Annotated in this window: 22 protein-coding genes; 13 read left to right on the top strand and 9 right to left on the bottom strand. The window is 72.1% G+C overall.

All coding sequences use genetic code 11. The features are described 5' to 3' along the window. The first annotated feature begins 11 nt into the window (after positions 1 to 11). Positions 12 to 263 carry a hypothetical protein gene (locus tag NE235_RS01940; RefSeq protein ID WP_252798905.1) on the top strand — a complete coding sequence of 84 codons (252 nt, stop codon included), beginning with the start codon at positions 12 to 14 and terminating at the stop codon, positions 261 to 263. A gap of 64 nt (positions 264 to 327) precedes the next feature. Here NE235_RS01940 and NE235_RS01935 read toward each other — a convergent pair whose 3' ends face one another. Then, complete coding sequence (locus NE235_RS01935; RefSeq protein WP_252798904.1) at positions 328 to 1401, bottom strand: tyrosine-type recombinase/integrase; 1074 nt, start codon at positions 1399 to 1401, stop codon at positions 328 to 330. Between the two features lie 157 nt (positions 1402 to 1558). On the opposite strand from NE235_RS01935, the gene NE235_RS01930 reads away from it, so the two are divergent. The 3 genes from NE235_RS01930 to NE235_RS01920 all read left to right on the top strand — a co-directional run bounded on the left by NE235_RS01930 (position 1559) and on the right by NE235_RS01920 (position 5614). Continuing rightward, entirely contained in the window at positions 1559 to 1969 is a 411-nt protein-coding gene (locus NE235_RS01930) for a VOC family protein (RefSeq protein ID WP_252798903.1), read from the top strand. 325 nt (positions 1970 to 2294) lie between these two features. Then, positions 2295 to 4679, top strand: a complete 2385-nt coding sequence (locus tag NE235_RS01925; protein WP_252798902.1) for an ATP-binding cassette domain-containing protein — start codon at positions 2295 to 2297, stop codon at positions 4677 to 4679. A 179-nt stretch (positions 4680 to 4858) separates the two neighbouring features. Next, positions 4859 to 5614: a GbsR/MarR family transcriptional regulator gene (locus NE235_RS01920; protein WP_252798946.1), complete on the top strand. Its 756-nt coding sequence runs from the start codon at positions 4859 to 4861 to the stop codon at positions 5612 to 5614. 63 nt (positions 5615 to 5677) lie between these two features. Here the strand turns inward: NE235_RS01920 and NE235_RS01915 are convergent, their stop codons facing one another. Further along, positions 5678 to 6634: a sigma-70 family RNA polymerase sigma factor gene (locus tag NE235_RS01915; RefSeq protein WP_252798901.1), complete on the bottom strand. Its 957-nt coding sequence runs from the start codon at positions 6632 to 6634 to the stop codon at positions 5678 to 5680. A gap of 21 nt (positions 6635 to 6655) precedes the next feature. Then, the gene (locus NE235_RS01910) at positions 6656 to 7876 is read right to left on the bottom strand and encodes an NAD(P)/FAD-dependent oxidoreductase (protein WP_252798900.1); all 1221 of its coding nucleotides are present in this window, start codon (positions 7874 to 7876) and stop codon (positions 6656 to 6658) included. A gap of 193 nt (positions 7877 to 8069) precedes the next feature. Here NE235_RS01910 and NE235_RS01905 point away from each other — a divergent pair, with 193 nt between their 5' ends. The 3 genes from NE235_RS01905 (at position 8070) to NE235_RS01895 (ending at position 10851) form a co-directional block, all read left to right on the top strand. Continuing rightward, a complete protein-coding gene (locus tag NE235_RS01905) occupies positions 8070 to 9725 on the top strand; it encodes a serine/threonine-protein kinase (RefSeq protein ID WP_252798899.1) in 1656 nt (551 codons plus the stop codon). Between the two features lie 171 nt (positions 9726 to 9896). Continuing rightward, positions 9897 to 10595 carry a TetR/AcrR family transcriptional regulator gene (locus NE235_RS01900; protein ID WP_252798898.1) on the top strand — a complete coding sequence of 233 codons (699 nt, stop codon included), beginning with the start codon at positions 9897 to 9899 and terminating at the stop codon, positions 10593 to 10595. A 40-nt stretch (positions 10596 to 10635) separates the two neighbouring features. Continuing rightward, positions 10636 to 10851, top strand: coding sequence for a hypothetical protein (locus NE235_RS01895; protein WP_252798897.1), 216 nt, complete (start codon positions 10636 to 10638; stop codon positions 10849 to 10851). On the opposite strand, the gene NE235_RS01890 is transcribed toward NE235_RS01895, so the two are convergent. Beyond that, on the bottom strand, positions 10838 to 11866 hold the full coding sequence (locus NE235_RS01890) for a zinc-binding dehydrogenase (RefSeq protein WP_252798896.1): 1029 nt from the start codon (positions 11864 to 11866) through the stop codon (positions 10838 to 10840). The two genes, NE235_RS01895 and NE235_RS01890, sit on opposite strands and share 14 nt — an antisense overlap. A gap of 394 nt (positions 11867 to 12260) precedes the next feature. Here NE235_RS01890 and NE235_RS01885 point away from each other — a divergent pair, with 394 nt between their 5' ends. From NE235_RS01885 to NE235_RS01865, 5 genes are all read left to right on the top strand, one after another. Further along, positions 12261 to 13157 carry a helix-turn-helix transcriptional regulator gene (locus NE235_RS01885; protein WP_252798895.1) on the top strand — a complete coding sequence of 299 codons (897 nt, stop codon included), beginning with the start codon at positions 12261 to 12263 and terminating at the stop codon, positions 13155 to 13157. A 201-nt stretch (positions 13158 to 13358) separates the two neighbouring features. After that, positions 13359 to 14552: a hypothetical protein gene (locus NE235_RS01880; RefSeq protein ID WP_252798894.1), complete on the top strand. Its 1194-nt coding sequence runs from the start codon at positions 13359 to 13361 to the stop codon at positions 14550 to 14552. 465 nt (positions 14553 to 15017) lie between these two features. Continuing rightward, on the top strand, positions 15018 to 16442 hold the full coding sequence (gene rox / locus NE235_RS01875) for a rifampin monooxygenase (protein WP_252798945.1): 1425 nt from the start codon (positions 15018 to 15020) through the stop codon (positions 16440 to 16442). Positions 16443 to 16564: 122 nt separating this feature from the next. Continuing rightward, positions 16565 to 17302 carry a VOC family protein gene (locus tag NE235_RS01870; RefSeq protein ID WP_252798893.1) on the top strand — a complete coding sequence of 246 codons (738 nt, stop codon included), beginning with the start codon at positions 16565 to 16567 and terminating at the stop codon, positions 17300 to 17302. A 154-nt stretch (positions 17303 to 17456) separates the two neighbouring features. Next, on the top strand, positions 17457 to 17933 hold the full coding sequence (locus tag NE235_RS01865; protein WP_252798892.1) for a MarR family winged helix-turn-helix transcriptional regulator: 477 nt from the start codon (positions 17457 to 17459) through the stop codon (positions 17931 to 17933). Between the two features lie 98 nt (positions 17934 to 18031). Here the strand turns inward: NE235_RS01865 and NE235_RS01860 are convergent, their stop codons facing one another. The 4 genes from NE235_RS01860 to NE235_RS01845 form a co-directional block, all read right to left on the bottom strand. Then, positions 18032 to 19012, bottom strand: coding sequence for an alpha/beta hydrolase (locus NE235_RS01860; protein WP_252798891.1), 981 nt, complete (start codon positions 19010 to 19012; stop codon positions 18032 to 18034). Between the two features lie 271 nt (positions 19013 to 19283). Next, positions 19284 to 19955 (bottom strand): class I SAM-dependent methyltransferase, encoded by a 672-nt coding sequence (locus NE235_RS01855; protein ID WP_252798890.1) that lies wholly within the window; start codon positions 19953 to 19955, stop codon positions 19284 to 19286. A gap of 68 nt (positions 19956 to 20023) precedes the next feature. Further along, entirely contained in the window at positions 20024 to 20317 is a 294-nt protein-coding gene (locus tag NE235_RS01850; protein ID WP_252798889.1) for a sulfurtransferase TusA family protein, read from the bottom strand. Between the two features lie 296 nt (positions 20318 to 20613). Then, positions 20614 to 21321, bottom strand: coding sequence for an SDR family NAD(P)-dependent oxidoreductase (locus NE235_RS01845; protein ID WP_252798888.1), 708 nt, complete (start codon positions 21319 to 21321; stop codon positions 20614 to 20616). Positions 21322 to 21423: 102 nt separating this feature from the next. Between NE235_RS01845 and NE235_RS01840 the strand changes: the two genes are divergently transcribed. Next, positions 21424 to 22263: a helix-turn-helix transcriptional regulator gene (locus tag NE235_RS01840; protein ID WP_252798887.1), complete on the top strand. Its 840-nt coding sequence runs from the start codon at positions 21424 to 21426 to the stop codon at positions 22261 to 22263. A 66-nt stretch (positions 22264 to 22329) separates the two neighbouring features. Here the strand turns inward: NE235_RS01840 and NE235_RS01835 are convergent, their stop codons facing one another. After that, a complete protein-coding gene (locus NE235_RS01835; RefSeq protein ID WP_252798886.1) occupies positions 22330 to 23298 on the bottom strand; it encodes a pyridoxal-phosphate dependent enzyme in 969 nt (322 codons plus the stop codon). Between the last annotated feature and the right edge of the window lie 113 nt (positions 23299 to 23411).

The raw sequence follows: 23411 nt of genomic DNA, 5'->3' as shown, positions 1-23411 counted from the left end.
CGACCGCGCACGTGCAGGAGGTCGCCGCGCTCTTCGGCCCGATCCACGGCATCGTCTGGCTCTTCGGGGTCTTCGCCACCTGGCGCGACCCGCGCCGGACCACCGGGATCGCGGTGTGCGCCGCCGTCCCCGGCATCGGCGGCCTGCTCGCGCTCCGCGCCCTGGACCGCGCCGACGCCCAGGCGCCGAACCCGCACGCGCCGGCGGACCCCGCCGGCTCCGGACGGCACGCCGCCCCGAGCGCGACGCGAGGCCGGTCGTGAGGACCTCGCCGAGTGAACACCGGACCCGCTGCGGGGTCCGTGGCGTGCTGCGGCCCCGTACAGATCAGGGCAGGCGCAGCCGGTCCACGGCGTCGCGGCGTTGCCGTTCGGGACGGCGGTCATAGCGCGCGGTCGTGGCCGGTGAGGCGTGACCGACGAGCTGCTGCGCCGTGGCGAGGTCGACTCCGGCGTCGAGCAGCTCCCCGATGAAGGTCCGGCGGAAGTCGTGGGGCGTGTGCGGCGGAACGCCCGCCTGCGCCAGCCGGCGGTCGAGGATCCCGGCGATCGCCTGCCCCGTGGGGTGGGTCAGGACCCCATCGCGTACTCGGCACCGGCCCATCCTGCTGATCGGCGGGAACAGCGCCCCGGGCCCACGGCCGCGGACGGCGACCCACGCGTCCAGGCGCATGGCCGCCTCGACCGTCACGTACACCAGCCGTTCCTTGTCGCGCTTGCCGCGGACCCGCAGCGACCGCTCCGCCGGGTCATAGTCGCCGACCGCCAGCCCGGCGATCTCCCCGCGCCGGGCACCGGTGGTGTAGAGCACGGCGAGCAGCGCCGCGTCCCGCCGCCCGGCGGGCGAAGGATCGGCGTCGCACACGGCCAGCGCGGCGGCCAGGGAACGATCCGGGATGTGGTGGCCGCGCGGCAGCCGGCTGCCCTCCACCGACTTCAGGTCGACGGCCCGCTGGTAGTCCTCGGCGGTCATCAGCCCCAGCCGCCAGCACTCGCGCAGCACCTGCCGCAACGCCACGAGATGCTTGTTGATCGAGGACGGCGAGTAGGCCGGCCGCCCGTCCTCCATCGTCCTGGCGCGCAGTTCGGCGCGGATCCGCGTCGTGTGCTCGTAGCGGAGCAGCCACCACGGGCGCCCGGCCCCGGTCACGCTCTCGTCCATGGCGACGATCCGGGCGATACGGTCCAGGCAGCCGCGCATCGTCCGCCGCGACTGCTCGCTGTCGAGCCGGTCCAGGTAAACGCGGTACGGATCGCGTTCCGGGTCGTACGCCGACGGCAGGCCGGGCGCCCCCCACTCGTGCAGCGCGCCACCGCCGGGCGACGCCGACCCGGCCGGCGTGCCGGCTCCACGGATCCGGTCGAGGCCCGCTGCTGTGCCCTGGAGTTCGTCGTCAGCCATCGGTGGACCATCTTGTCACCCGGCGATCATCTTTTTCGATCCGCGCCCACCGGCGTCGGGCACCGCGTACGAAGTCCCGCTCAGGGGTGCGGCGGGTGACCGGACCGATCAGGAATCGAGAAGCGCGGGCATGGCGGCCGCGCCTAGCCTTACGGCCATGGACCTCACCATTCACAACACGTTCCTGCCGCACGACGACCCGGATGCCTCTTTGGCGTTCTACCGCGACACGCTGGGCTTCGAGGTCCGCAACGACGTCGGCCAGGGCACGATGCGCTGGATCACGGTCGGCCCCAAGGGCCAGCCCGGCACGTCCATCGTCCTGCACCCGCCGGCCGTCGATCCCGGTATCACCGAGGACGAGCGCCGTACGATCAGCGAGATGATGGCCAAGGGCACCTACGGCATCATCGTCCTGGCCACCAAGGACCTCGACAGCGCGTTCGAGCGGCTTCAGACCGGCGACGCCGAGGTCGTCCAGGAGCCGACCGATCAGCCGTACGGCATCCGCGACTGCGCCTTCCGCGACCCCGCCGGCAACATGGTCCGCATCAACGAGATCCGCTGAGCCGGCCGCCGCGGCCATCACCGGTGCCGGCGCCGCGAAGGAGGCGGTGTCCGGCACCGGGCGGCCGCGGTCTCGTCTCCGATCACCACGTTCCCGACCGGCCCGTACGGGTTCCGATCCCCGTGAGGAGGCCACGCCGTACCGCTGGTTCCGCGTCCTCCCGCGCCGGATCCAGGCGTGGCGTGCGGTGAACGAGCCGCCGGACCGCGAGCTGATGCGCGGCGGCCGCCGGCCGGTCTGAGATTCTGGCCGCCCGGAGCCGGTCGGATCGCCCCAGGCGGCGCCGCCGGTGACCCCGGCGGCCCGCCCAACAGATGGAGACACGATGAGCATTGCCACGAGGACGGACACGCAGGCGCCTGCGCTCCACGTGGCCGACGGCCACGACCTGATCCGGGTCCACGGCGCGCGCGTCAACAACCTCAAGGACATCAGCGTCGAGATCCCGAAACGCCGGCTGACGGTGTTCACCGGCGTGTCCGGCTCGGGCAAGAGCTCGCTGGTGTTCGGCACGATCGCCGCGGAGTCACAGCGGCTGATCAACGAGACCTACAGCTCCTTCGTGCAGTACTTCATGCCGACGCTCGCGCGGCCCGACGTCGACGTCCTCGACGGGATCACGACCGCGATCATCGTCGACCAGCAGCGGATGGGCACCGATCCCCGATCCACGGTCGGCACCGCGACCGACGCGTACGCGCTGCTGCGCATCCTGTTCAGCCGGCTCGGGGAGCCGCACGTCGGCTCGCCGCAGGCGTTCTCCTTCAACGTCGCCTCGGTCAGCGGAACGGCCTCGGTCACCTCCGAGCGCTCCGGGCAGGGCGGGGACCGCAGCTTCACCATCACCGGCGGCATGTGCCCGCGCTGCGAAGGACGGGGCAAGGTCTCCGACATCGACCTGGCCGAGCTGTTCGACGACTCCAAGTCGCTCAACGAGGGCGCGATCACCGTCCCGGGCTACAAGGCCGGCGGCTGGAGCTACAAGCTGTTCACCGCGTCGGGGTACCTCGACCCGGACAAGCCGATCCGCGACTACACCAAGCAGGAGCTGCACGACTTCCTCTACCGGGAGCAGACCCGGATCAAGATGGAGGGAGTCAACATGACCTATGAGGGGCTGATCCCCCGCGTCCAGAAGTCGATCCTGTCCAAGGACAAGGAGGCGATGCAGCCGCACATCCGGGCGTTCGTGGACCGGGCGGTCACCTTCACCGCCTGCCCCGAGTGCGGCGGTTCCCGGCTCAGCGAGACGGCCCGGTCCTCGCGGATCAAGGGCGTCAACATCGCCGAGGCGTGCGCGATGCAGATCAGCGACCTGGCCGAATGGGTCCGCGGCCTCGACGAGCCGTCGGTGGCGCCGCTGCTGGCGTCGCTGCGGGAGAGCCTCGACTCGTTCGTCGAGATCGGTCTGGGCTACCTCTCACTGAACCGGGCCTCGGGGACGCTGTCGGGCGGCGAGGCCCAGCGCGTCAAGATGATCCGCCACCTCGGCTCTTCGCTCACCGACGTGACCTACGTCTTCGACGAGCCCACCGCGGGTCTGCACCCCCACGACATCCAGCGGATGAACGAACTGCTGCTGCGGCTGCGGGACAAGGGCAACACGGTGCTCGTCGTCGAGCACAAGCCGGAGGTCATCGCGATCGCCGATCACATCGTCGACCTCGGGCCCGGCGCCGGCACGGCGGGCGGCACCCTCTGCTTCCAGGGCACCGTCGACGAACTGAGGGCCAGCGGCACCATCACCGGCCGCCACTACGACGACCGGGCCGCGCTCAAGGGCACCGTGCGCAAGCCCACCGGCGCCCTGGAGATCCGCGGCGCGACGGCGAACAACCTCCGCGACGTCGATGTCGACATTCCGCTCGGAGTGCTCACCGTCATCACCGGCGTCGCCGGCTCCGGCAAGAGCTCGCTCGTGCACGAGTCCATCCCCGCCGGCGCGGGCGTGGTGTCGATCGACCAGGGGGCGATCCGCGGCTCACGGCGGAGCAACCCGGCGACCTACACCGGACTGCTCGACCCGATCCGCAAGGCGTTCGCGAAGGCCAACGGAGTGAAGCCGGCGCTGTTCAGCGCCAACTCCGAGGGCGCCTGCCCGAACTGCAACGGCGCCGGCGTCATCTACACCGACCTGGCGATCATGGCCGGAGTCGCCACCACCTGCGAGGAGTGCGAGGGCAAACGGTTCCAGGCGGCGGTGCTGGAGTACCACCTCGGCGACCGCGACATCAGTGAGGTGCTCGCGATGTCGGTGGCCGAGGCCAGGGAGTTCTTCGGCACCGGCGAGGCGCGCACACCGGCCGCCCGCGCCATCCTCGACCGGCTCGCCGACGTCGGCCTGGGCTACCTCATCATCGGCCAGCCGCTCACGACGCTGTCCGGCGGCGAGCGGCAGCGTCTCAAGCTGGCCACCCATATGGCCGAGGAGGGCGGGCTCTACGTCCTCGACGAGCCGACCACCGGCCTCCACCTCGCCGACGTCGAGCAGTTGCTCGGGCTGCTCGACCGGCTCGTCGACTCCGGCAAGTCGGTCATCGTCATCGAGCATCACCAGGCGGTCATGGCGCACGCCGACTGGATCATCGACCTCGGTCCCGGTGCGGGCCACGACGGCGGCCGGATCGTCTTCGAGGGCACACCCGCCGACCTCGTCGCCGCCCGCTCCACTCTCACCGGCGAGCATCTCGCGGCCTACGTCGGCGCCTGACCGGAGCCCTGCCGTCCCGGCCCGGCCGCCGGGGCGGCAGGGCCGGGCTCCGAGCCGGTTCGCTCGCCGGGCCGGCCTCGCGGTCGCTCGTTGCGTTACCTCAAAGGTGAACGCTATGGTGGGGGCCAGAGGCCATCGAGCAGCGCCGTGGAGCACCCATGGGGCATGGAGGGGGTCCGGTGCCGGGAGGCAGGCTCACCCAGCAGGATCGCCAGCAGATCGCCGCAGGGCTGGCCGACGGCCTGGCCTACGCCGAGATCGCCCGCCGGCTCGACCGTCCGACCTCCACGATCACGCGTGAGGTGATGCGGAACGGCGGCCCCACCGGCTACCGCGCCGACCTGGCCCAGCGCACCGCTCAGCAGCGCACCCGCCGGCGCAGGCAGGCCACGCCCCGAGGAGCGGAGGCGTCTCCCGAGCCCCACGGGCGCGACGCCGACGCCGTGCGCGACTTCCAGGAGACCCTCACCACCGTCTACATGGCCTCAGGCCTGCCCAAGATGATGGCCCGGGTACTGGCCTGTCTCTACACCGTCGACAGCGGCAGCCTCACCGCCGCTGAACTCGCCCAGCGCCTTCAGGTCAGCCCGGCGTCCATCTCCAAAGCGATCGCGTTCCTCGAGAGTCTGGACCTCATCCGCCGGGAACGCGACGAACGCCGCCGCGAGCGCTACGTCGTCGACGACGACCTGTGGTACCAGTCGATGATCCGCAGCGCCCGGTCCAACGACCAGATCATCGAGGCGGCACGGCAGGGCGTCGGCATCCTCGGCCCCGGCACCCCGGCCGCCACCCGCCTCGAGAACGCCGCCCGATTCCTCGACTTCGTCAGTGAAGCGCTCATCCGCGCCGCGGACCAGGGGCGCGAGGTCCTCTACACCAGAACCGAAGCGACCTCGGGTGGCGCCACCGGGCCGAGCGCGGATCGCGGTTAGCGAACCGCCCGGCCGGCTCACTCGCTCAGCGCGGGTGCTGCGCCTGGCCGCGGCGGCGTCGGGTCACCACTGGGTGATGAGCGGTGGTCCCGGCTCGTACTGCCGCCAGGCCCCGGTCAGGCGGGTGAGCCGGGCGGGCGCGGCGATGCCGCGCACGGTCGCGATCCTGCCGTCGGCGATGTCGAACGTCACGGCGCCGACGACCCGGTCCCCGAGCACGAAGAGGATAGCGGGGCCGCCGTTGACGAGCGCGTAGTGGACGGCGGACGTGCCGCCGGCAAGCCGCCGTTTCGCGGGGGTGGGTTTGAGACCGGCCCGCGCGACGGCGGCGATGCGCTGCGGAGTGTCGTACCGCAGCAGCGTCCTGGTCAGGCCGGCGCCGTCGGAGATCGCGGTCGCGTCGTCGGTGAGCAGCGCCACCAGCCGCTCGGTACGGCCCGAGGAGGCGGCGGCGAGGAACTCCTCGACGAGCCTGCGGGCGGACGCCGGGTCGGTTTCACCGCCGCCCCGGCGCCGCGCGGAGGTGATGCGGCGCCGGGCCCGGTGGAGGTGCTGCTGGCTCGCGGACTCGGTCATGCCGAGGAAACCGGCGATCTCGGCGTGGCTGTAGGAGAACGCTTCGCGCAGGAGGTAGACGGCCCGCTCGAGGGGTGACAGGCGCTCCATGAGCGTCAGTACCGCCAGGGACACCGTTTCACGCTGCTCGACAGTGTCGGCGGGGCCGAGCATCGGATCGCCGTCGAGGAGCGGTTCGGGCAGCCAGGCGCCGACGGTGCGTTCGCGGCGGGCCTGTGCCGAGCGAAGCCGGTCGAGGCACAGGTTGGTGACGACCTTGGTCAGCCATGCCTCCGGCACCTCGATCCGCTGCCGGTCGGCGGCCTGCCAGTGCAGGAACGCGTCCTGCACGGCGTCTTCGGCGTCGGCGGCGGAGCCCAGCAGCCGGTACGCCAGCGAGGCCAGCCGGCTCCGGCTGGCCTCGAACCGGCTGATGCCGAAGCGATCAGTAGTGGTGCTGTCCACGTGGACCACCGTAGAAGCCGGCTACGCGACGGCCTCGTCGGCGTACGCCACCGCCATCTCGGCGTACGCGCCCGGCGCCGTGGTCAGGCCGCGCCTGCGCTTGGGCACGCCCAGGGTCGGGTGCGAGACGGCCCACAGCGACATTCTGAGGATGCCCGCCTTGACCCGCGCGGCCTTTCGGCCGCCCACGTACCTCGATTTCGCCTGCGCTTCGTCGTCGACCATCTGCAGGATCCCGTCCCGCCGACCGAGGCTGATGTGGTTGCCCGGGTAGGCCAGCTTGAGGTTCGCGATCTTGCGGCCGGTGAGGCGTCCCACGATCGCCTCCGTGGCCTGCCGGCCGGTGTAGCCGGCCGAGGCACACGACATCGGCAGCGGCAGGCCGTTGTCGCCGATGGCGTGGACACTGTCACCGGCGGCATAGACGTTCGGGTGTGAGACCGACCGCATCGTGCGATCGACGACGATCTGACCGTCTTCGGTGACCTCCAGCCCGCCGGCGGCGGCGATGGGGCCGACCGCGAACCCGGCCGTCCACACGGTCGCGTCGGATGGCAGGGCGGTGCCGTCCGAGCACAGGACTCGCTTCGCTTCGACGGCTTCGACGCCGGTGTGCTCCAGGACGGTGATGCCCAGCCGGTCGCAGGCCTGGCGCAGGTGACTGCGGGCCCCGGCGGAGAGCCGGGCGCCCAGTTCACCGCGCGCGACCAGCGCCACCGACAGACCGGGCCGGGATTCGGCGATCTCGGTGGCGGTCTCGATGCCGGTCAACCCGTCGCCGACGACGAGTACGTTCCCGCCTTCATGCCGCCTGACCAGGCCGTCCAGGCGCTCGCGCAGGCGTAGCGCCGAGGGCCGACCGGTGACGTCGAAGGCGTGCTCGGCCACACCGGGGACGCCGCGGCCGGCGACGTGACTGCCCAGCGCGTACACGAGCGTGTCGTAGCCCAGCTCGCCGCCGCCATCCGCGTCGGCCACGGCGACGACCTGGCGCTCGGGAGCGACGGCGGTGACACGCGCCACGCGCAGCCGTATCCCCGTGCCCGCGAAGACGTCGGCGAGCTTCGGCGCCTCGATCTCCCGTCCGGCCGCCAACTGGTGCAACCGCAGCCGCTGGACGAAGTCCGGCACGGCGTTGACCACGGTGATCTCGATGTCCGCCGGGGACAGCCGCCGGGCCAGGGTGCCGGCCACGTAGGTCCCGGCGTAGCCCGCGCCGAGAACGACGATGCGGTGCTTCATGGGTTGCTCCTGTCGGTCCGCTTGCTCTCGGTGACTTGAGCGGAGCGGCGCTTCGATTGCTGACAGGAACTGCGTGTGGCGCCGGTCACAGAGCAGAAGAGGCCCGGCGCGCGATGGCACCTATGAGCCGGCCTTGGCGGGGCGTTCCCGCCCGTCGCTCTGTGTGGAAGGGTGCTTTCTAGATCATCAGTGCGTGTGGGAGGGCGTGCGGGTGTCCAGCGAGAAACTGAAGCCGCTCGAGGCCGGCGACCCGAAGAAGGTCGGCGGGTACCGGCTGCTGGCGCGGCTGGGAGCGGGCGGGATGGGCCGCGTCTACCTGGGCCGCTCGAAGGGCGGCCGGCCGGTCGCGGTCAAGGTGATCCACCCGCACCTGGCGGAGGACGCGCAGTTCCGGCGGCGGTTCGAGGCGGAGGTCGCCGCGGTGCGGCGGGTCGGGGGCATCCACACCGTGCAGGTGGTGGACGCCCGCGCCGACGCCGATCCGCCCTGGCTCGTGACCGAGTACATCGCGGGGCCGTCGCTGCACGAGGCCGTCGGCGAGCACGGCGCGTTCTCCGCGGCGGCGGTCGCGGGGCTCGGCGCGGGTCTGGCCGAAGGGCTGATGGCGATCCACGAGCGGGGCGTCGTCCACCGGGACCTCAAGCCCGGCAACGTGCTGCTCGCCCAGGACGGGCCCCGCATCATCGACTTCGGCATCGCACGCGCGCTCGACGCCACCTCGCAGACCACCCGCACCAGCGTGGTCGGTACGCCCGGATTCATGTCGCCCGAGCAGCTTCGGGGCCGCGAGGTCGGGCCGGCCAGTGACGTGTTCTGCCTGGCCGCCGTGCTGGCCTTCGCCGCCACCGGCCGGCGGCCCTTCGGCGAGGGCCCGATCGAGGCCCTCGGCTACCGCGTCGTCAACGAGGAACCCGACCTGACCGGCGTACCGGAGCCGCTGCTCCCGCTGATCGCGTCCGGCCTGGAGAAGGATCCGGCAGACCGGCCCGGCCTCGACGTGTTCCTCGAACGTTGCTCCGCGCTCGCCGAGGGCGGGGACGCTCCGCTGCCGGAGCCCGTCAGCACGATGATCGCCACGCGGGTGGCGGAGACCGAGGTGCTGGCGCCCCCGCCGCAGGACGCGCCAGGGAACGGCCGGCGGTTTCCGCCGCTCGGACGAAGGAGGCTCCCGGTGGCCGCGGCCGCGGTCGCGGTCGTCCTGCTGGTCGCCTTCGCCGCCTGGGCCATCGAGGACGACCGAAACGCACCGGCCATCTCCAAGGCCGGCGCCACTCCCTCGCAGACCCCGACCTCCCCGGCGCCCGCGCCTCAGCCGTCCGAGATCGCGAGCACCACCGACAGTGCCACCCCCACCCCCACTCCCAGCTCCGATCCCACCCGCAAGGCGTTCGAGAAGATCTCGGCGGGCGACTGCCTGGACGCCTACGAGCGTCCGTCCGGCGAGTGGAGCAGGAGCAAGCCGCGCGCGGTCGGCTGCGGCCGCTCCGATGCCTACCTGAAGGTGTGGAAGGTGATCGATGGCGACCTGGGGTGCAACAGGCACGGCGCCGATCTGGACGGGGAACTGTGGTGGAGCTACGGCAAGGAACCGAACGAGATCACCCTCTGCGTGCAGCGGCAGTTCCACACGGGTGACTGTTTCCTGGCCACAAAGGGTGAGGAGAAGAACTCGGTCGCCATCAGCAACACGGATCTGATGACGTCGTGGCCGTGCGGGGCCGGCTCCGCTCCGGGGGAGTACGACTTCGTCCTCCGTATCACCGCGTTCACCAGCGGTGCCTGCCCGCAGGGAGGCAGAAGGGTCCACTGGGAGGTCCGGGGCCGCACCCTCTGTGCCCGCATAGTCTGACCACGTCCGCCACCACGGCACCGGCACCGGCACCGGCACCGAACCTGGAACGGATCCTGCCGGCCCTCATGAGGTTCGGGGGCCGGCGGCCTCGTCATCGGATGGTCCGGCCGGTCTCGGCGCCGTGAGCCGCTTCGCCCCCACTCCGCACGGGCATTGCAGAATGGGGGCATGCCGCGGACACGAGGAAGGGCGCCTGCCGGAGGGCGTGCCGAGGCCCTCTCCCAGGAGATCGTTGTCGGCGCCGCCGTCGCGTTGCTGGACGAGTTCGGCGAACGGGGATTCACCTTCCGGCTGCTGGCCGAACGGCTGAAGACCGGGTCCGGAGCCCTGTACTGGCATGTGGCGAACAAGGACGAACTCGTCGCCCTGGCCGCCGATCGGGTGCTCGGTGACGCGCTCACGGCGGCACCGGGACCCGCGGCCGGTGCCGGGGCCGAGTTGCGGGCGCTCGCCATCGCCGTGTTCGATGCCCTGGACCGGCACCAGTGGGCGGCCTCCCACGTCACCGCGCCTCCCACGCTGGCCAACGCGCTGCGTCTGCTGGACAGGATCGGCACCCTCGTCACGCGAACCGGGCTGCCCGCCGATCGGCGGTTCGCGGTCGCCACCGCGATCTTCTACTACGTCACCGGTGTCAGCGCCCAGATCATCGTCCCGGGTCCCGCCGGCGGCGCGGTCCCCAGCCGTGATGCCTTCCTCGACCAGACGGCCGAACACTGGGAGAGACTCGATCCCGCCGAGCATCCCTTCCTGACACGAGTGACCGGGGACCTGCGCGACCACGACGACCGGGACCAGTTCATCATCGGCCTCGATCTCCTGCTGACCGGCCTGGACGTTGCCAGAGACCCGCGGCCACCCGCCTGAAACCGCGCCCAGGGCCGCCCCACGCGCCGGGTCGCCGCCGTTGACCGTCCGTCCATCAGGAGACCGGGCCGGTACGGCGGCGCCGAGTGACGGCGCGGCCGACAAGGTCGAGGCCGACAACGGGTTCTCCGCTCGACTGCGGTTCGGTGACGCCGGCGCGATCACCGCCAGGAACCGGTCGTTGTTCAAGGTCACGTACCGCATGGCGGGGATGTCCTTCGCTGCGCGGGTGGGAGGCGAGGTCAGGGGCGGATGAGGGCCTTGAGCACCTGGCGGTCGGCCATGGCCCGGTAGGCGTCCGGGGCCTGTTCGAGGGTGAAGGTACGGTCGAAGACGCGGCCAGGGGCGATGGTGCCGTCCAGGATGTCGGGCAGCAACTGCTCGATGTAGGCGCGGGCAGGGCTGGCGCCGCCGGTCAGGGTGATGTTGCGCATGAACTCGGCCGGGCCGACCGGCCCCTGCTCGTACTGGGGGACGCCCAGGCGGCTGATGGTGCCGCCGTCCAGGACCGCGCCGAGCGCGGTGTCCAGGGCCTGGCGGGTGCCGACGGCCTCGATCACCTTGTCCACGCCACCGGTCAGCTCGCGAATGCGGGCGATGCCCTCCTCACCGCGCTCGGCGACGACATCGGTGGCACCGAACTCGCGACCCAGATCGGTGCGGGCTTCGTGGCGGCCGGCGAGCACGATCCGCTCGGCACCGAGCCGCTTGGCGGCGATCACCGCGCACAGGCCGACCGCGCCGTCCCCGACGACCAGCACCGTGTCACCGCGGCCGACACCCGCGGTGACGGCGCCGTGGTGGCCGGTGCTCATCACGTCCGACAGCGCCAGCAGTGACGGCACCAGCGCGGAATCGGCGGCGACCGGCAGCTTCACCAGAGTGCCGTCCGCGTAGGGGACGCGGACCGCTTCGCCCTGCCCGCCGTCGACGCCGTCGAAACCGTACCGGCCGCCGTTGCGGCACGAGAAGTGCAGGCCCTTGGCGCAGTAGTCGCAGGTGTTGTCGCTGTAGGTGAACGGGGCGACGACCAGATCACCGGTTCTCAGGCCGGTCACGTCCGCGCCGGTCGCCTCGACGACGCCGAGGAACTCGTGCCCCATGGGACGACCGGTGTCGGTGGCGGGCATCGACTGATACGGCCACAGGTCGCTGCCGCACACACACGCGGCGAGCGTGCGCACCACCGCGTCGGCCGGCTGGACGATCTTCGGGTCGGGCCGGTCCTCGACGCGAACGTCGCCGGCTCCGTACATCACTGCTGCGCGCATAAGAGGTGTTACTCCAAACGAGGGGGTGGGGTGGCGCCACGAGAAGCGCGGCGTGCCGGGGTGGGATCAGCGTTCGAGCATCCGTGCCTGAGCCTCGGTGTGCGTGTCCCCTGCGGGAGGCGGCGAGCTGCTGAGCTTGTGGCCAGGTCACGCAGCTTGATGTACCGCATCTCGCCTTCTCCGGTTGGTGGCGTTGCCTGCCCCCTCACCTCCGCCCGGTCCGGCAGGTCGTGCCGGTTGGAGCCCGGGCGCCGGCGATGGGACGGCGTCTTCCTGTCTTCCTCATTCACCTTTGCCCGGATTGCTCCGCGGTGGCAGGCCGGGATCTTCAGGGGTAATGACAGGGCCCCCCTCCCGTCTGCGCAGCGGATACCCAGCGGGTGAGACTGGAGTCATGGCATCCCAGAGCGCGAACAGCGAGGGCGCTGAGCTGGGTCGCTACCTGCGCGCCCGCCGCACCCAGACCAGCCCCGAACACGTGGGCCTCACCGTCGGCCCCGGCATCCGCCGTACTCCCGGCCTGCGCCGCGAAGAGCTGGCCACCCTGGCCGGGATCAGCATCGACTACTACGTGCGTCTGGAACGCGGCAAGGAGACCCGCCCCAGCCCCGCCGTCCTCGACTCCCTCGCCCGCGCTCTGCACATGGACGACCAGGAGCACCAGCACCTGCGCGAGCTGGCCGCCCGGGCCGCCCGCTACGCCCCCGAACCGCCCCCGGCCCCGAGCCGCACCGTGCGCCCCCACCTGAAACTGCTGCTGGAATCACTGCGGCCGAACCCCGCCTACGTCATCAGCCGCAGCATGGACATGCTGGCCTGGAACCCCGGCGGCCTCGCCCTGTACGCGGGCTTGGAGGACTGGCCGGTCAAACACCGCAACCTGGCCCGCTACCTCTTCCTTCACCCGGCCGCGCGTGACCTGTTTCCGGACTGGGGCCGCCAGATCACCGGCTGCGTCGCCCGGCTGCGCGCCGTCGCCGGCATCGCCCCCGACGCCCCCGACCTGACCAACCTCGTCGGTGAGCTCCTCCTCAAGAGCCCCGACTTCGCCCGGCTGTGGGAACGCTACGAGGTCACCGGCCGCAAACCCGCGCAGAAGACCTTCCACCACCCCCGCGTCGGAACGGTCACGCTCACGTCCCAGCCCATGTACCTGGAAGGCACCCCTGGCCAGCGCATCGGCGTCTATACCGCCCAACCCGGCACTCCCGACCACGACGCCATGATGCTGCTCGACCTGACCGCGCCCGTAACCGCGCCCAGCCAGGAGATCCCGCACCCATCGCCCTGACCGCTCCGGCCGGCGCCCCAACTCGAGCGTGGTGCCCCGACCACTCGCGTCGGGCATCCGCGTAGGTGGCACGCGTCGCAGCGTGGCCACCGATCACTACACGTAACTTGCGGGAATCATCATTCCCGTGGGTTGCTCATCTGGTTTTCTGGGACTTCTTATTTACTGGAAACAGAAAACCAGAAAATGTAGACTGTCGCCGTGACGATCTCGAGTGCGGAAGACCCCGGTACGGACGAGGCACAGCCGGCCGAGCGGCCGTGTCGTTACTGCGGGAAGCCGGTCCCCCAGCGGAGCGGGCGCGGCCGGCCGCGCGCGTACTGCCCCGACGGTGACTGCCAGGCCCGCGCCAAACGCGACCGCGAGCTGCGCCGCGCGGTCCCCGGCCTGGACGGCGCGCTGGCCCGCGCCGAGGATCTCTACGACCGCATGGAACAGGGCCTGGCCGCGGCCATCGCCCCACTGGCCTCCGCGCTGGAGTCCGAGCTGTCCCCGCGCGGTGTCGAGGCTCGCCTCAGCGCCGAGCGCGCGCAGGCGCAGACCCGGGTCGCCGCCGCCATGGCCGCCAGGGAAGAGGCGACCCGGATGGCCGAGCAGGCCCGGCAGGCGGCCGCGGACGCCGACGCGCGCGCCCACGCCGCCGAACAACGAGCGCAGGAGGCCGAGCGCGCTCGCGACGACGCGCAGACCTCGGCCCGGCAGGCCCGTACAGAGGCGGAGCGGGTACGGGCGGAGGCGTCCGACCTGGTGCGTCAGGCCGAGGAGACCGCCGAAGAGGCGGCGCGGCGGGCCGCACAGGAGATCGAGGACACCCGCCGGGTGGCCGCCGAGGACGTCGACCGGGCCCGCGCGCAGGCCGAACGCGCCCGGCAGGACGCCGAGACCGCGCGGAGCGCCCAGGCGGAGGCGGAACTCGCCGCCCGGCACGCCGAACGCGAGACCGAGCAGGCCCTCGCCCGGCTGGAGGAGGCCCGCGCCGAGCTCGCCGAGGCACGGACCGCCGCGGTACACGCCGACCGTGATCGGGCCGCCGCCCTCGCCCGGGCCGAGGTCGCGGAGGCCGGCCGAGAGCGCGCCGAGGCCAGGGCGGCCTCCGCCGACGCCGAGCGTGCCGCCGCCCTCGCCGTACGGGACGGCGCCCTCGCGGAGACGGAACGGCTCCGTGCCGAAGCCGCCGAGGCCCGGTCGTCCGCCGAGCGCCTGCGCGGCGAGCTCGAGGAGGCGCGGCTGCGATTGAGTGCCGAGCAGGCGCGCGTCCGTGACCTCGAGCGCGACCGCGCCGCGGCCCGCGCCGAGGCGGACGCCCAGCGAGAGCGCGCCATCACCGCCGAACTGCGCGCCGCCCGTACCGAAGAATCGAATCCTGCGGATACCGGTTCCGGAACGACGGAGTGATGCCCGGCCCGTTCACGCTCGCACGTCGGGGGGTTACTCCAGCTGGTCCGCGGGCGGCCCTGGCGTACGGATCCGGAGCGCTGTCCATCGGCTCCGACATCGGCGGCTCGCTGCGCACCCCCCGCTGCCGGACCCGCCATCCGCGCATCCACCGATTGAAAAGAGTGGACGGGACGATGCTCGGGCTTGTAGCTTGCAGCCGACCGTGGCACGGCCCGAGGAGGTGAGACCCATGAACGCTGTACCGATGTGGGTGCTCTCCCTTCCGGTCACGGTCGGGCGATTGACGTAGGTGTCGCCGGGAGCGCCTCGACGATAAGGCACTCCCGAAGGGCAACACCTGTGCACTCTCTGCATTCCCCCGCCGAGCCGTCGCCGAACGGCATGGACGAGCCTGGCCGAACCGTGGGCGACGTCCCCGGCGTCGTCCGGTCACCGGCCTCCGGTGCCGATCGTGCGCCCTCCATTTTCGACGTGATCATTACCGGCTGCGGACCGACCGGTGCGATGCTGGCCGCCGAACTGCGGCTGCACGATGTGCGGGTACTCGTTCTGGAGAAGGAGACCGAGCCCGCGTCGTTCGTCCGCATCGTCGGTCTGCATATTCGCAGTCTCGAGCTGATGGCGATGCGCGGGTTGCTGGCGCGAATCCTCGGACACGGAAGACGGCGGCCGGCCGGCGGCTTCTTCGCCGCCATTCCCAAACCCGCGCCCGAGGGCCTGGATTCCGCGCACGCCTACATGCTGGGAATTCCGCAGCCGGTCATCAATCACCTGCTCGAAGAGCATGCGATCGCACTGGGCGCGCAGGTCCGGCACGGTTGTCCAGTGGTCGGTATCGAGCAGGACGACGAGGGCGTGACCGTCGAGCCGGCCGACGGGGAACGGCTGCGTTCGCGCTACCTCGTCGGCTGTGACGGCGCGCGCAGTACGGTGCGCAAACTGCTCGGCGTCGATTTCCCCGGCGAGCCCTCGCGGACCGACACGCTGATGGGCGAGATGGAATTGGGGGCGCCGCGGGAGGAGATCGCCGCCAAGGTGACCGAGATCCGCGAGACCGATAAGCGTTTCTGGCTCAGGCCCTTCGGCGCGGGGGTCTATCAGGTCGTGGTCCCCGCCGCGGGAGCCGGCGACCGCGCGGAACCGCCCACCCTCGAGGATTTCAAACGAGGGCTGCGCGCCATCGCCGGAACCGACTTCGGCGTGCACTCCCCCCGCTGGTCGTCCCGCTTCGGGAATGCCACCCGGCTGGCCGAGCGTTATCGGGTCGGGCGGGTGCTGCTGGCCGGCGACGCGGCGCACATCCATCCCCCCGTCGGCGGGCAGGGCCTCAACCTGGGCGTTCAGGACGCATTCAACCTCGGCTGGAAACTGGCCGCGCAGATCCGCGGCTGGGCGCCGGAAGGACTGCTGGACACCTACCAGGCCGAACGCCGGCCGGTCGCCGAGGAGGTACTGGACAACACCCGCGCCCAGCTGGAACTGATGTCCACCGAACCGGGCCCGCAGGCCGTACGCAGGCTGCTCACCGAGCTGATGGACTTCGACGAGGTGAACCGCCATCTGATCGAGAAGATCACCGCGATCGGCATCCGCTATGACTTCGGCGAAGGCCCCGACCTGCTCGGCCGCCGCCTGCGTGACATCGACGTGCGACAGGGCCGCCTGTACGGTCTGCTGCATCGCGGCCGCGGTCTGCTACTGGACCGCACCGAACGCCTGACCGCCGGCGGCTGGTCGGACCGGGTCGATCACCTCGCGGATCCCACTGCGGACCTGGATGTTCCGTGCGTCCTGCTACGCCCTGACGGCCACGTCGCCTGGATCGGCGACGATCAGCAGGACCTGGACGACCACCTCTCCCGCTGGTTCGGCGAGCCCGCCGACTGATTCGCGCTCGGCGCTCTGGCCTCCGGGCCACGCCGCAGGGACGATCCGGCCTCAGGTCCTCACCCCGCTCGGCGGCTCGTTGCATGAGGTGCCAGTAGGCATCAGCCCTTACGATCTCCGGCATGGCCACGAGACTGGTGCAGATCAATATGAAGGCCCATGACGACTCCGCGCTCGGCCGGTTCTGGGCAGAGGCGCTCGGCTGGGCCATCGACAGCGAGGCGCCCGGCGTCACCAACCTCACACCCGTCGGCTTCGCCTACCCCGATCCCGCCGCCGTCTGCATCGACCTCGTCGCCCGCCCGGAGCCCAAGACGGTCAAGAACCGGGTGCACCTCGACCTGGCCACCACCTCGGCCGCCCACCAGGCGGAGCTGGTCGCGCGTCTCCGGGAGCTCGGCGCGACCCTCGCCGACGTGGGCCAGGGCGACGTCCCCTGGACGGTCATGGCCGACCCGGAGGGCAACGAGTTCTGCGTCCTGGAACCCCGGCCGCGCTACCAGGACACCGGCCCGATCGCCGCGGTGGTCGTCGACTGCGCGGACCCGCGCGCCATGGCCCGCTTCTGGGACGAGGCGATGGACTGGACCCTGCATGAGGTCACCGACGACCACGCGACCCTGCGCTCCGCCGAGGCGGTCGGCCCCTACCTGGAGTTCGTCCGCACCCCCGACCCCAAGACCGTGTGGAACCGCGTCCACCTCGACATCAGTCCCTACCCCGGCGACGACATGGCTGCGGAGGAGGCCCGCCTGCGCGCGCTGGGCGCCACCGACCCCGGCATCGACCAGTCCGACCTTCACTGGCGGGTCCTCGTCGATCCCGAAGGCAACGAGTTCTGCCTCCTCACCCCCCGCTGACCTTGCGCGACGGCTCTGGGGGTTCCGCATCAGCGGCGGGACCGCCCCTGGGTGAACCCGGCGGCCTCCTCCCGGCGGAACGACCGGTGGCGGTGACGTCCACACCGGACGCGCATCACCCTGACCGCAGGTGCGTGCCCGTACACTAAATGCGGTGGAATATAAATCGGGCCGTGACCCGGTCGACCTCCCGGGTTTCTTCTCCGATCTCGTCCGGTGCGAGACGCGCCTCTACAACGCCGTGAACGACCGGCTTCGCGAGCGGCACGGGATCGTCACCTCACAGTTCGAGTTCCTGCGCTACCTCCGCGACCACCCCGGGTCTCGGGTGGCGGATCTCGCCACCGAGTTCGCCATCGGGATCGGGGCGACCAGCAAGGGCGCCGACCGGCTGGAGAAGCAGGGATGGGTCGTGCGGCAGCCGAACCCGTCGGATCGCCGGTCATCGCTGCTGGCCCTGACCGATGACGGCGCGCGGCTCGTCGACGCGGCGGAGGAGACCTTCACCGAGCGGGTCGCCGAACTGGTCGGAGGCGCCCTCGATGGTGAAGCGCTCCCGGTCGCCGCGCAGGCCCTCACGGATCTCCGCCTCAGGCTCGAACGCGACCGGATCGGCCTGCCGACGGGGTGACGAGCGACCCGCGGGGAACGCCGGTGCGAGTCCCCGGCGGGATGGCTGCTGTCAGCAGGTCCGGGGGCGCCCTGCCCGCGAGGTCGCGAACCGGGCGCTCAGGACCGGCGGGTGCTGAACTGGCGGCGCAGGTATCCGTACCAGGCGTGGACGTACGCGGCGCTCAATGCGGCTTCGGGGGCGAAGAGGTCCCATGCATGGTAGGCGCCGGGGTACAGGTGCAGTTCGACGGGCACGCCGGCGGCCTGGAGCCGCGTCGCGTAGCTCAGGTCCTCGTCGCGGAAGACGTCGAGTTCGGCGGCCGCGATGAAGGTGGGCGGCAGGCCGGTAAGGTCCGTCGCGCGTGCGGGTGCGCTGTACGGCGGCACGTCGTCGGTGCCCGCGCGGTCTGCGAGGATCGAGTTCCAGGCGAGGATGTTGGTCGCGCGGTCCCAGATGCCGATGTCGGTGATCTCGTGGCTCGAAGCGGTGCTGTTGCGGTCATCGAGCATCGGGTAGCTCAGCGCCTGAAAGAGTGGCGCCGGCTCGTCCTGGTCGCGGATCATGAGCGCGGTGGCTGCGGCGATGCCGCCGCCGCTTTGCCCGGCCAAGGCGATGCGGCCCTCGTCGAAGCCGAGCGAGGCCGCCTGGCTACGAAGCCAGCGGTAGGCGAGCAGTCCGTCCTCGGCGGCGGCCGGGGCGGGAGCCTCCGGCGCGAGCCGGTAGTCGACTGAGGCGGCGGCACAGCCGATCCTCAGGCACAGGCGCTTGAGGGTGGGATCGTCCTGGGCCGCGTACCCGAGGACCTGCCCGCCGCCGTGGAACCAGAGCAGTACCGGCAGGGGCCCGGTCTCCGCGGTCGGCCGCAGCAGCCGGATGGCGAGGGTGGATCCGTCCGGGCGGACCACCTCGGCCTCTTCGACCGACACGGACGGCTCATCCGGCGTCTGGGCGGCGATCGCCTCGGCGAAGGCGCGGACGCCGGCGCGCGTGCCCTCCAGATCGCCGAGGTCGAACACCCCTGCCTCCGTCATCGGCACCGCCTTCAGGGCCTCGGCGAGTTCGGGGTCGATTCGCTCGTGTGCGCTCTTGGTGTTCATGTCGTTGGTCTCCTCGCGGCCGTGCAGCCGCCGGTCGTGCAGGGGTGCCGTTCGGACCTGCCACCCCGCCCCGGGAGCGGAGCCTGATGTCAGTCTGTGACATCACTATAGCGCCGATGTCAGTCCCCGTCATCATGTTGATGTCAGTTTCTGTCATCGGTGTGCGGGGCCGGAGCATGAGCCGGTGGAAACCCGACGCGCGAGGCCCCCGCCCCGCCACCGCTGAGTCCCGTTCCGGTACTCCCCGGGAGCCGTGCCTGCCTCGGCGAGGTCACTCGTCGCCGGCCCGTCCAGACCGGGACGTCACCGTGGCGGTGCCGAGGATCTGCGGGGCCGCGGGGAACGGGATGCCGGTCTCCCCGGAGCCGAGCCGGTCCAGGCGCTCGATCGTGAAACCGGCGCGTTCGATGGCGGCGGCGGTGTCGCGGCCGGTGTGGCAGCCACCGCTCAGGCGCGGCCACAGGGTGACGTCGAGGACGCGCTGGACGCGCCGCCGGGCCGGGGTTTCGGCGTGGACGTGCTCGAGGAACCGCAATCGCCCGCCGGGTCTCAGCACCCGGGCGATCTCGGCGAGGGCGGCGGCCGGGTCGGGCACGGTGCACAGCACCAGGCAGGTCACGGCCGCGTCACAGGAGGCGTCGGCGGCCGGGAGCCGGTCGGCCGATCCACCGGTGACGTCGATCGGCACGGGCGTACGGGCGGCGGCCGCCTGGGCCAGGCGCCGGAGGTACGGCTCGGGTTCGACCGCCAGTACGGCCTCGACCTGGTGCGGGTAGTGGGTGAAGTTGGCTCCGGTGCCCACCCCGATCTCGATGACCCGTCCGGACAGCCCGTCCAGCAGGGCCCGACGGTACGCGGCCAGGCGCCGGTCCAGCAGCGGGCAGGCGCGGGCGTAGAGGCGGGCGAACAACGGATGCCGGTGGGAAGCGCTGACGGGCGTCATGGAGGTCATCCTTCCCCGGCGGCCGTGGCGCGACCGGCCTGGCGGAATGCGCGGATCCGCCTGCCGCGTCAGCGCCGGGGCCGCCAGGGAGAGGCGGGGTCGGTGGCGCGGGGGGCGGGAGCGGTCCGCAGTGCGTACGCGGGTGCTCCCTCCGGCGCGGTGGGGACCGGGCCGAGGTAGGCGTGGCCGGTCAGGTGGCACCAGGCGGGCAGATCGATGGGTGCGGCCGGGTCGGCGGCGATGAGGTGAATGAGGGTGCCGCCGGGCAGTTCGGCGATCCGGGCCCGCAGCTCGAGCAGAAGGCGGACGCAGGCGCGGTCGCCGCCGTCGATGACGACCGGCTGCTCCTGCGTCTTCTCCACGCGACTCCTCCCGCACCACCCCGGCGCCCGTGACGAGGTTCACGCCGCCGGTTCCACGCCCGATCGAGCCGAACGGTCGGACCGAATCTACCGCCCCAGCCGGCGGCCGGTGCGCGACAGGGGTTCGGCGTCACACCACCGGAAGGACGATCTTCCCCTCGCACAGCCCGTCTCGCTCAGCTCATAGGCCTCGGCGGCCTCCCCCAGCGGCAGGACCTGCTCGACGGCGACCGGAGGGTGCCGCGTCCGGCCGATACGGTCACCTCGCGCAGGTCCGCGCCGCACCACCGGCTCTGCTACCAGGGCAGCGTGCCTTCGACGGTGAAGTAGCCGCCGGTCGGGCCGTCGGGGCCGACCTGGGCCATGCGCACGATGATCTCGGCGCCCTCCTCGACGGTCTGGATGCCCGTGTGGGCGTTCAGGTCGGTGGCGGTGTAGCCGGGCTCGACCGCGTTGATCCGCATGTCCGGGAACGCCTTGGCGTACTGCACGGTGACCATGTTGACAGCGGTCTTCGACGCCGGATAGGCGACCCCCGGGTAGAGGTACACGGGAGTGCCCTCGGTGGTGACGCCGGTCAGCGAGGCCAGGCCGCTGCTGACGTTGACCACGACGGGGGCCGCGGACCGCCGCAGCAGCGGAAGGAAGGCATGGGTGACGCGTACCAGGCCGAAGACGTTCGTCTCAAAGATCTCCCGCATCAGGTCCGCGGTCGTGTCGGCGGCGCCGACCACTCCCCCGTCCGGCGTGCGCCCTTCGACGCCGGCGTTGTTGACCAGCACGTCCAGTCCCCCGTCGGCCTCGATCGTCTTGGCGGCCGCGGCGACGGACGCGTCGTCGGTGACGTCGAGGAGGACCAGCCGCGCGCCCAGCCGCTCGGCGGCCCGGCGGCCGCGTTCGGCGTCCCGGCTGCCGATGTAGACGGTGTGGCCCGCGGCGATGAGGCGGCGGGCGGTCTCGAAGCCGAGGCCCTTGTTCGCCCCGGTGATCAGTGTTGTCGTCATGGCTCCAGGCTGCGGCCGCGCCACGGCGTCAGCCAGCCGTCCCATCTTCCTGGGACCACCGGTACCAGGCACTTCCCCGGCCGGCGGTGCACACTGGTGGGCATGGCGACGACAGAGTTCGGAAGGGCGATGCATCGCTGGCGCGACCGCCTGTCACCCGAGGTCGTCGGGTTGCCCGCCGGCGGTCAGCGGCGGGCGCCGGGTCTCCGCCGTGAGGAGCTGGCGCTGCTGGCCGGAATCTCCGTCGACTACATCACCCGCCTGGAGCAGGGCCGCGCGGCCAACCCGTCCCCGCAGGTCGTCGAGGCGCTGGCCAGGGCACTGCGGCTGTCGAACGGCGAACGGGCCCACCTGTTCTGCCTGGCCGGGCTCGTGCCGCCGGGGCCCGACACGGTGCCCGCGTACATCACCCCGAGCGTCCAGCGGATGCTGGACCGGCTGGCCGGGACACCCGTCGCGGTCTACGACGCGGCCTGGACGCTGCTCGTCGCCAACCCGCCGTACGCCGCGCTGATGGGCGACCCGTCCGGCTGGCGGGGCAACGAGCGCAACGCCGTGTGGCGGAACTTCCTCGGCTACGAGAGCCGGGTCCGGCAGACCCCGGAGACCCAGCACGCGCTGCGGACCGCCCTGGTCGCCGGCCTGCGCGCGGCCGTCGGCCGGTACCCGGCCGACCAGCCGCTGCGGCGGCTGGTGGCGGAGCTTCGGGCGCGCAGTGAGCTGTTCGCCGAGCTGTGGGACTCCGGCGCCGTCGGCCGTCACGAGGCCGCCCGCAAGACCATCGACCATCCGCAGGTGGGCGCCGTGACGCTGGACTGTGACGTGGTGACCGTGGCGGGCAGCGACCTGAACATCATGATCTACACGGCCGAGCCCGGAACCGAGGACGCCGAGCGCCTGGCCTTGCTGACCGTTCTCGGCACCCAGTCGCTCGTCGGGTGACCGTCCCTGCCCGGGCCGGTCAGGGCGGGCGGGTGCCGCGGGGGCCCGGCGAGCGGTCATGACCGGTCAGTCGCCGCAGAGTTCGGCGAACCGCCGCGCGCCGATGTTGCCCCCGGAGACGATCACGCCGACGCGCGGCGGCAGCGGGGTGATACGGCCGCTCAGGAGGGCGGCGAGCGGGGTGGCGCCGCTCGGCTCGATGACGATTTTCAGGCGCTCGAAGGCCAGCCGCATGGCCGCGCGGATCTGATCGTCGGTGACCAGGGCGATCTCGTCGACCAGACGCCGGTTGATGGAGAACGTCAGCTCCCCGGGAATGTCCGCGGCCTGCCCGTCGGCGATGGTGCGGGGTACCGGGATGGACACGCGCCGGCCCGCCTCGAGGGAGCGCTTGGTGTCGTCGCCCGCCTCGGGTTCCACGCCGATCACGCGGCTCGCCGGGGTGAGGCCCTTGGCGGCGGTGGCGCTGCCGGCGATGAGCCCTCCGCCGCCGACCGGGACCACCAGGGCGCCGAGGTCGCCGACCTCCTCGATGAGCTCGAGTGCGGCGGTGCCCTGCCCCGCGATGACGTGCGGGTGCTCGTACGGCGGGATGAGCGCCAGGCCGCGGTCGGCCGCCATCGCCTCTCCGATGGCGACCCGGTCGCCGGTGTAGCGGTCGTAGGTGACGATCTCCGCGCCGTACCCGGCGGTGGCGTCCATCTTGGACTGCGGGGTGTCCTCGGGCATGAGGATCACGGCGGTCGTGCCGAGCTCGCGGGCGGCGAGGGCGACGGCCTGGGCGTGGTTGCCCGAGGAGTACGCGGCGATGCCCTTGGCCAGCTGCTCCGGTGTCAGCCGGGAGGCGGCGTTGTAAGCCCCGCGGAACTTGAACGCGCCGATGCGCTGCAGGTTCTCGCACTTGAGGAAGACCTCCGCGCCGACGAGCGCGTCGAGTGTGCGCGAGCGCAGCACCGGAGTGCGGTGCGCGACGCCCGCGATCCGCGCGGCGGCGGAACGGACGTCTTCCAAGGTCACCGGCGATGTGGTGGTCATGCTCAGTCTTTCTGCGAGGCGGTGGCGCCGGGCTCGGCGCCACCGGTGGAGACCGCGGTCCGGATGGCCGGCCGCCGGGCGGATCGCCCGGCGGCCGGACGTACGGTCCAGTC

Source organism: Actinoallomurus spadix (genome assembly GCF_024055725.1).
GTDB classification, from domain to species: Bacteria; Actinomycetota; Actinomycetes; order Streptosporangiales; family Streptosporangiaceae; genus Actinoallomurus; species Actinoallomurus spadix.
Note: the sequence above shows the minus strand (reverse complement) of the source record. Positions and strands in the feature narration are given on the sequence as shown.

Bases quoted from the DNA above. Each gene is read 5' to 3' on its own strand.
- NE235_RS01935 (WP_252798904.1), bottom strand. From the start codon at position 1,401: ATGGCTGACGACGAACTCCAGGGCACAGCAGCGGGCCTCGACCGGATC.
- NE235_RS01930 (WP_252798903.1), top strand. From the start codon at position 1,559: ATGGACCTCACCATTCACAACACGTTCCTGCCGCACGACGACCCGGAT.
- NE235_RS01925 (WP_252798902.1), top strand. From the start codon at position 2,295: ATGAGCATTGCCACGAGGACGGACACGCAGGCGCCTGCGCTCCACGTG.
- NE235_RS01910 (WP_252798900.1), bottom strand. From the start codon at position 7,876: ATGAAGCACCGCATCGTCGTTCTCGGCGCGGGCTACGCCGGGACCTAC.
- NE235_RS01900 (WP_252798898.1), top strand. From the start codon at position 9,897: ATGCCGCGGACACGAGGAAGGGCGCCTGCCGGAGGGCGTGCCGAGGCC.
- NE235_RS01890 (WP_252798896.1), bottom strand. From the start codon at position 11,866: ATGCGCGCAGCAGTGATGTACGGAGCCGGCGACGTTCGCGTCGAGGAC.
- NE235_RS01885 (WP_252798895.1), top strand. From the start codon at position 12,261: ATGGCATCCCAGAGCGCGAACAGCGAGGGCGCTGAGCTGGGTCGCTAC.
- NE235_RS01870 (WP_252798893.1), top strand. From the start codon at position 16,565: ATGGCCACGAGACTGGTGCAGATCAATATGAAGGCCCATGACGACTCC.
- NE235_RS01860 (WP_252798891.1), bottom strand. From the start codon at position 19,012: ATGAACACCAAGAGCGCACACGAGCGAATCGACCCCGAACTCGCCGAG.
- NE235_RS01855 (WP_252798890.1), bottom strand. From the start codon at position 19,955: ATGACGCCCGTCAGCGCTTCCCACCGGCATCCGTTGTTCGCCCGCCTC.
- NE235_RS01845 (WP_252798888.1), bottom strand. From the start codon at position 21,321: ATGACGACAACACTGATCACCGGGGCGAACAAGGGCCTCGGCTTCGAG.
- NE235_RS01840 (WP_252798887.1), top strand. From the start codon at position 21,424: ATGGCGACGACAGAGTTCGGAAGGGCGATGCATCGCTGGCGCGACCGC.
- NE235_RS01835 (WP_252798886.1), bottom strand. From the start codon at position 23,298: ATGACCACCACATCGCCGGTGACCTTGGAAGACGTCCGTTCCGCCGCC.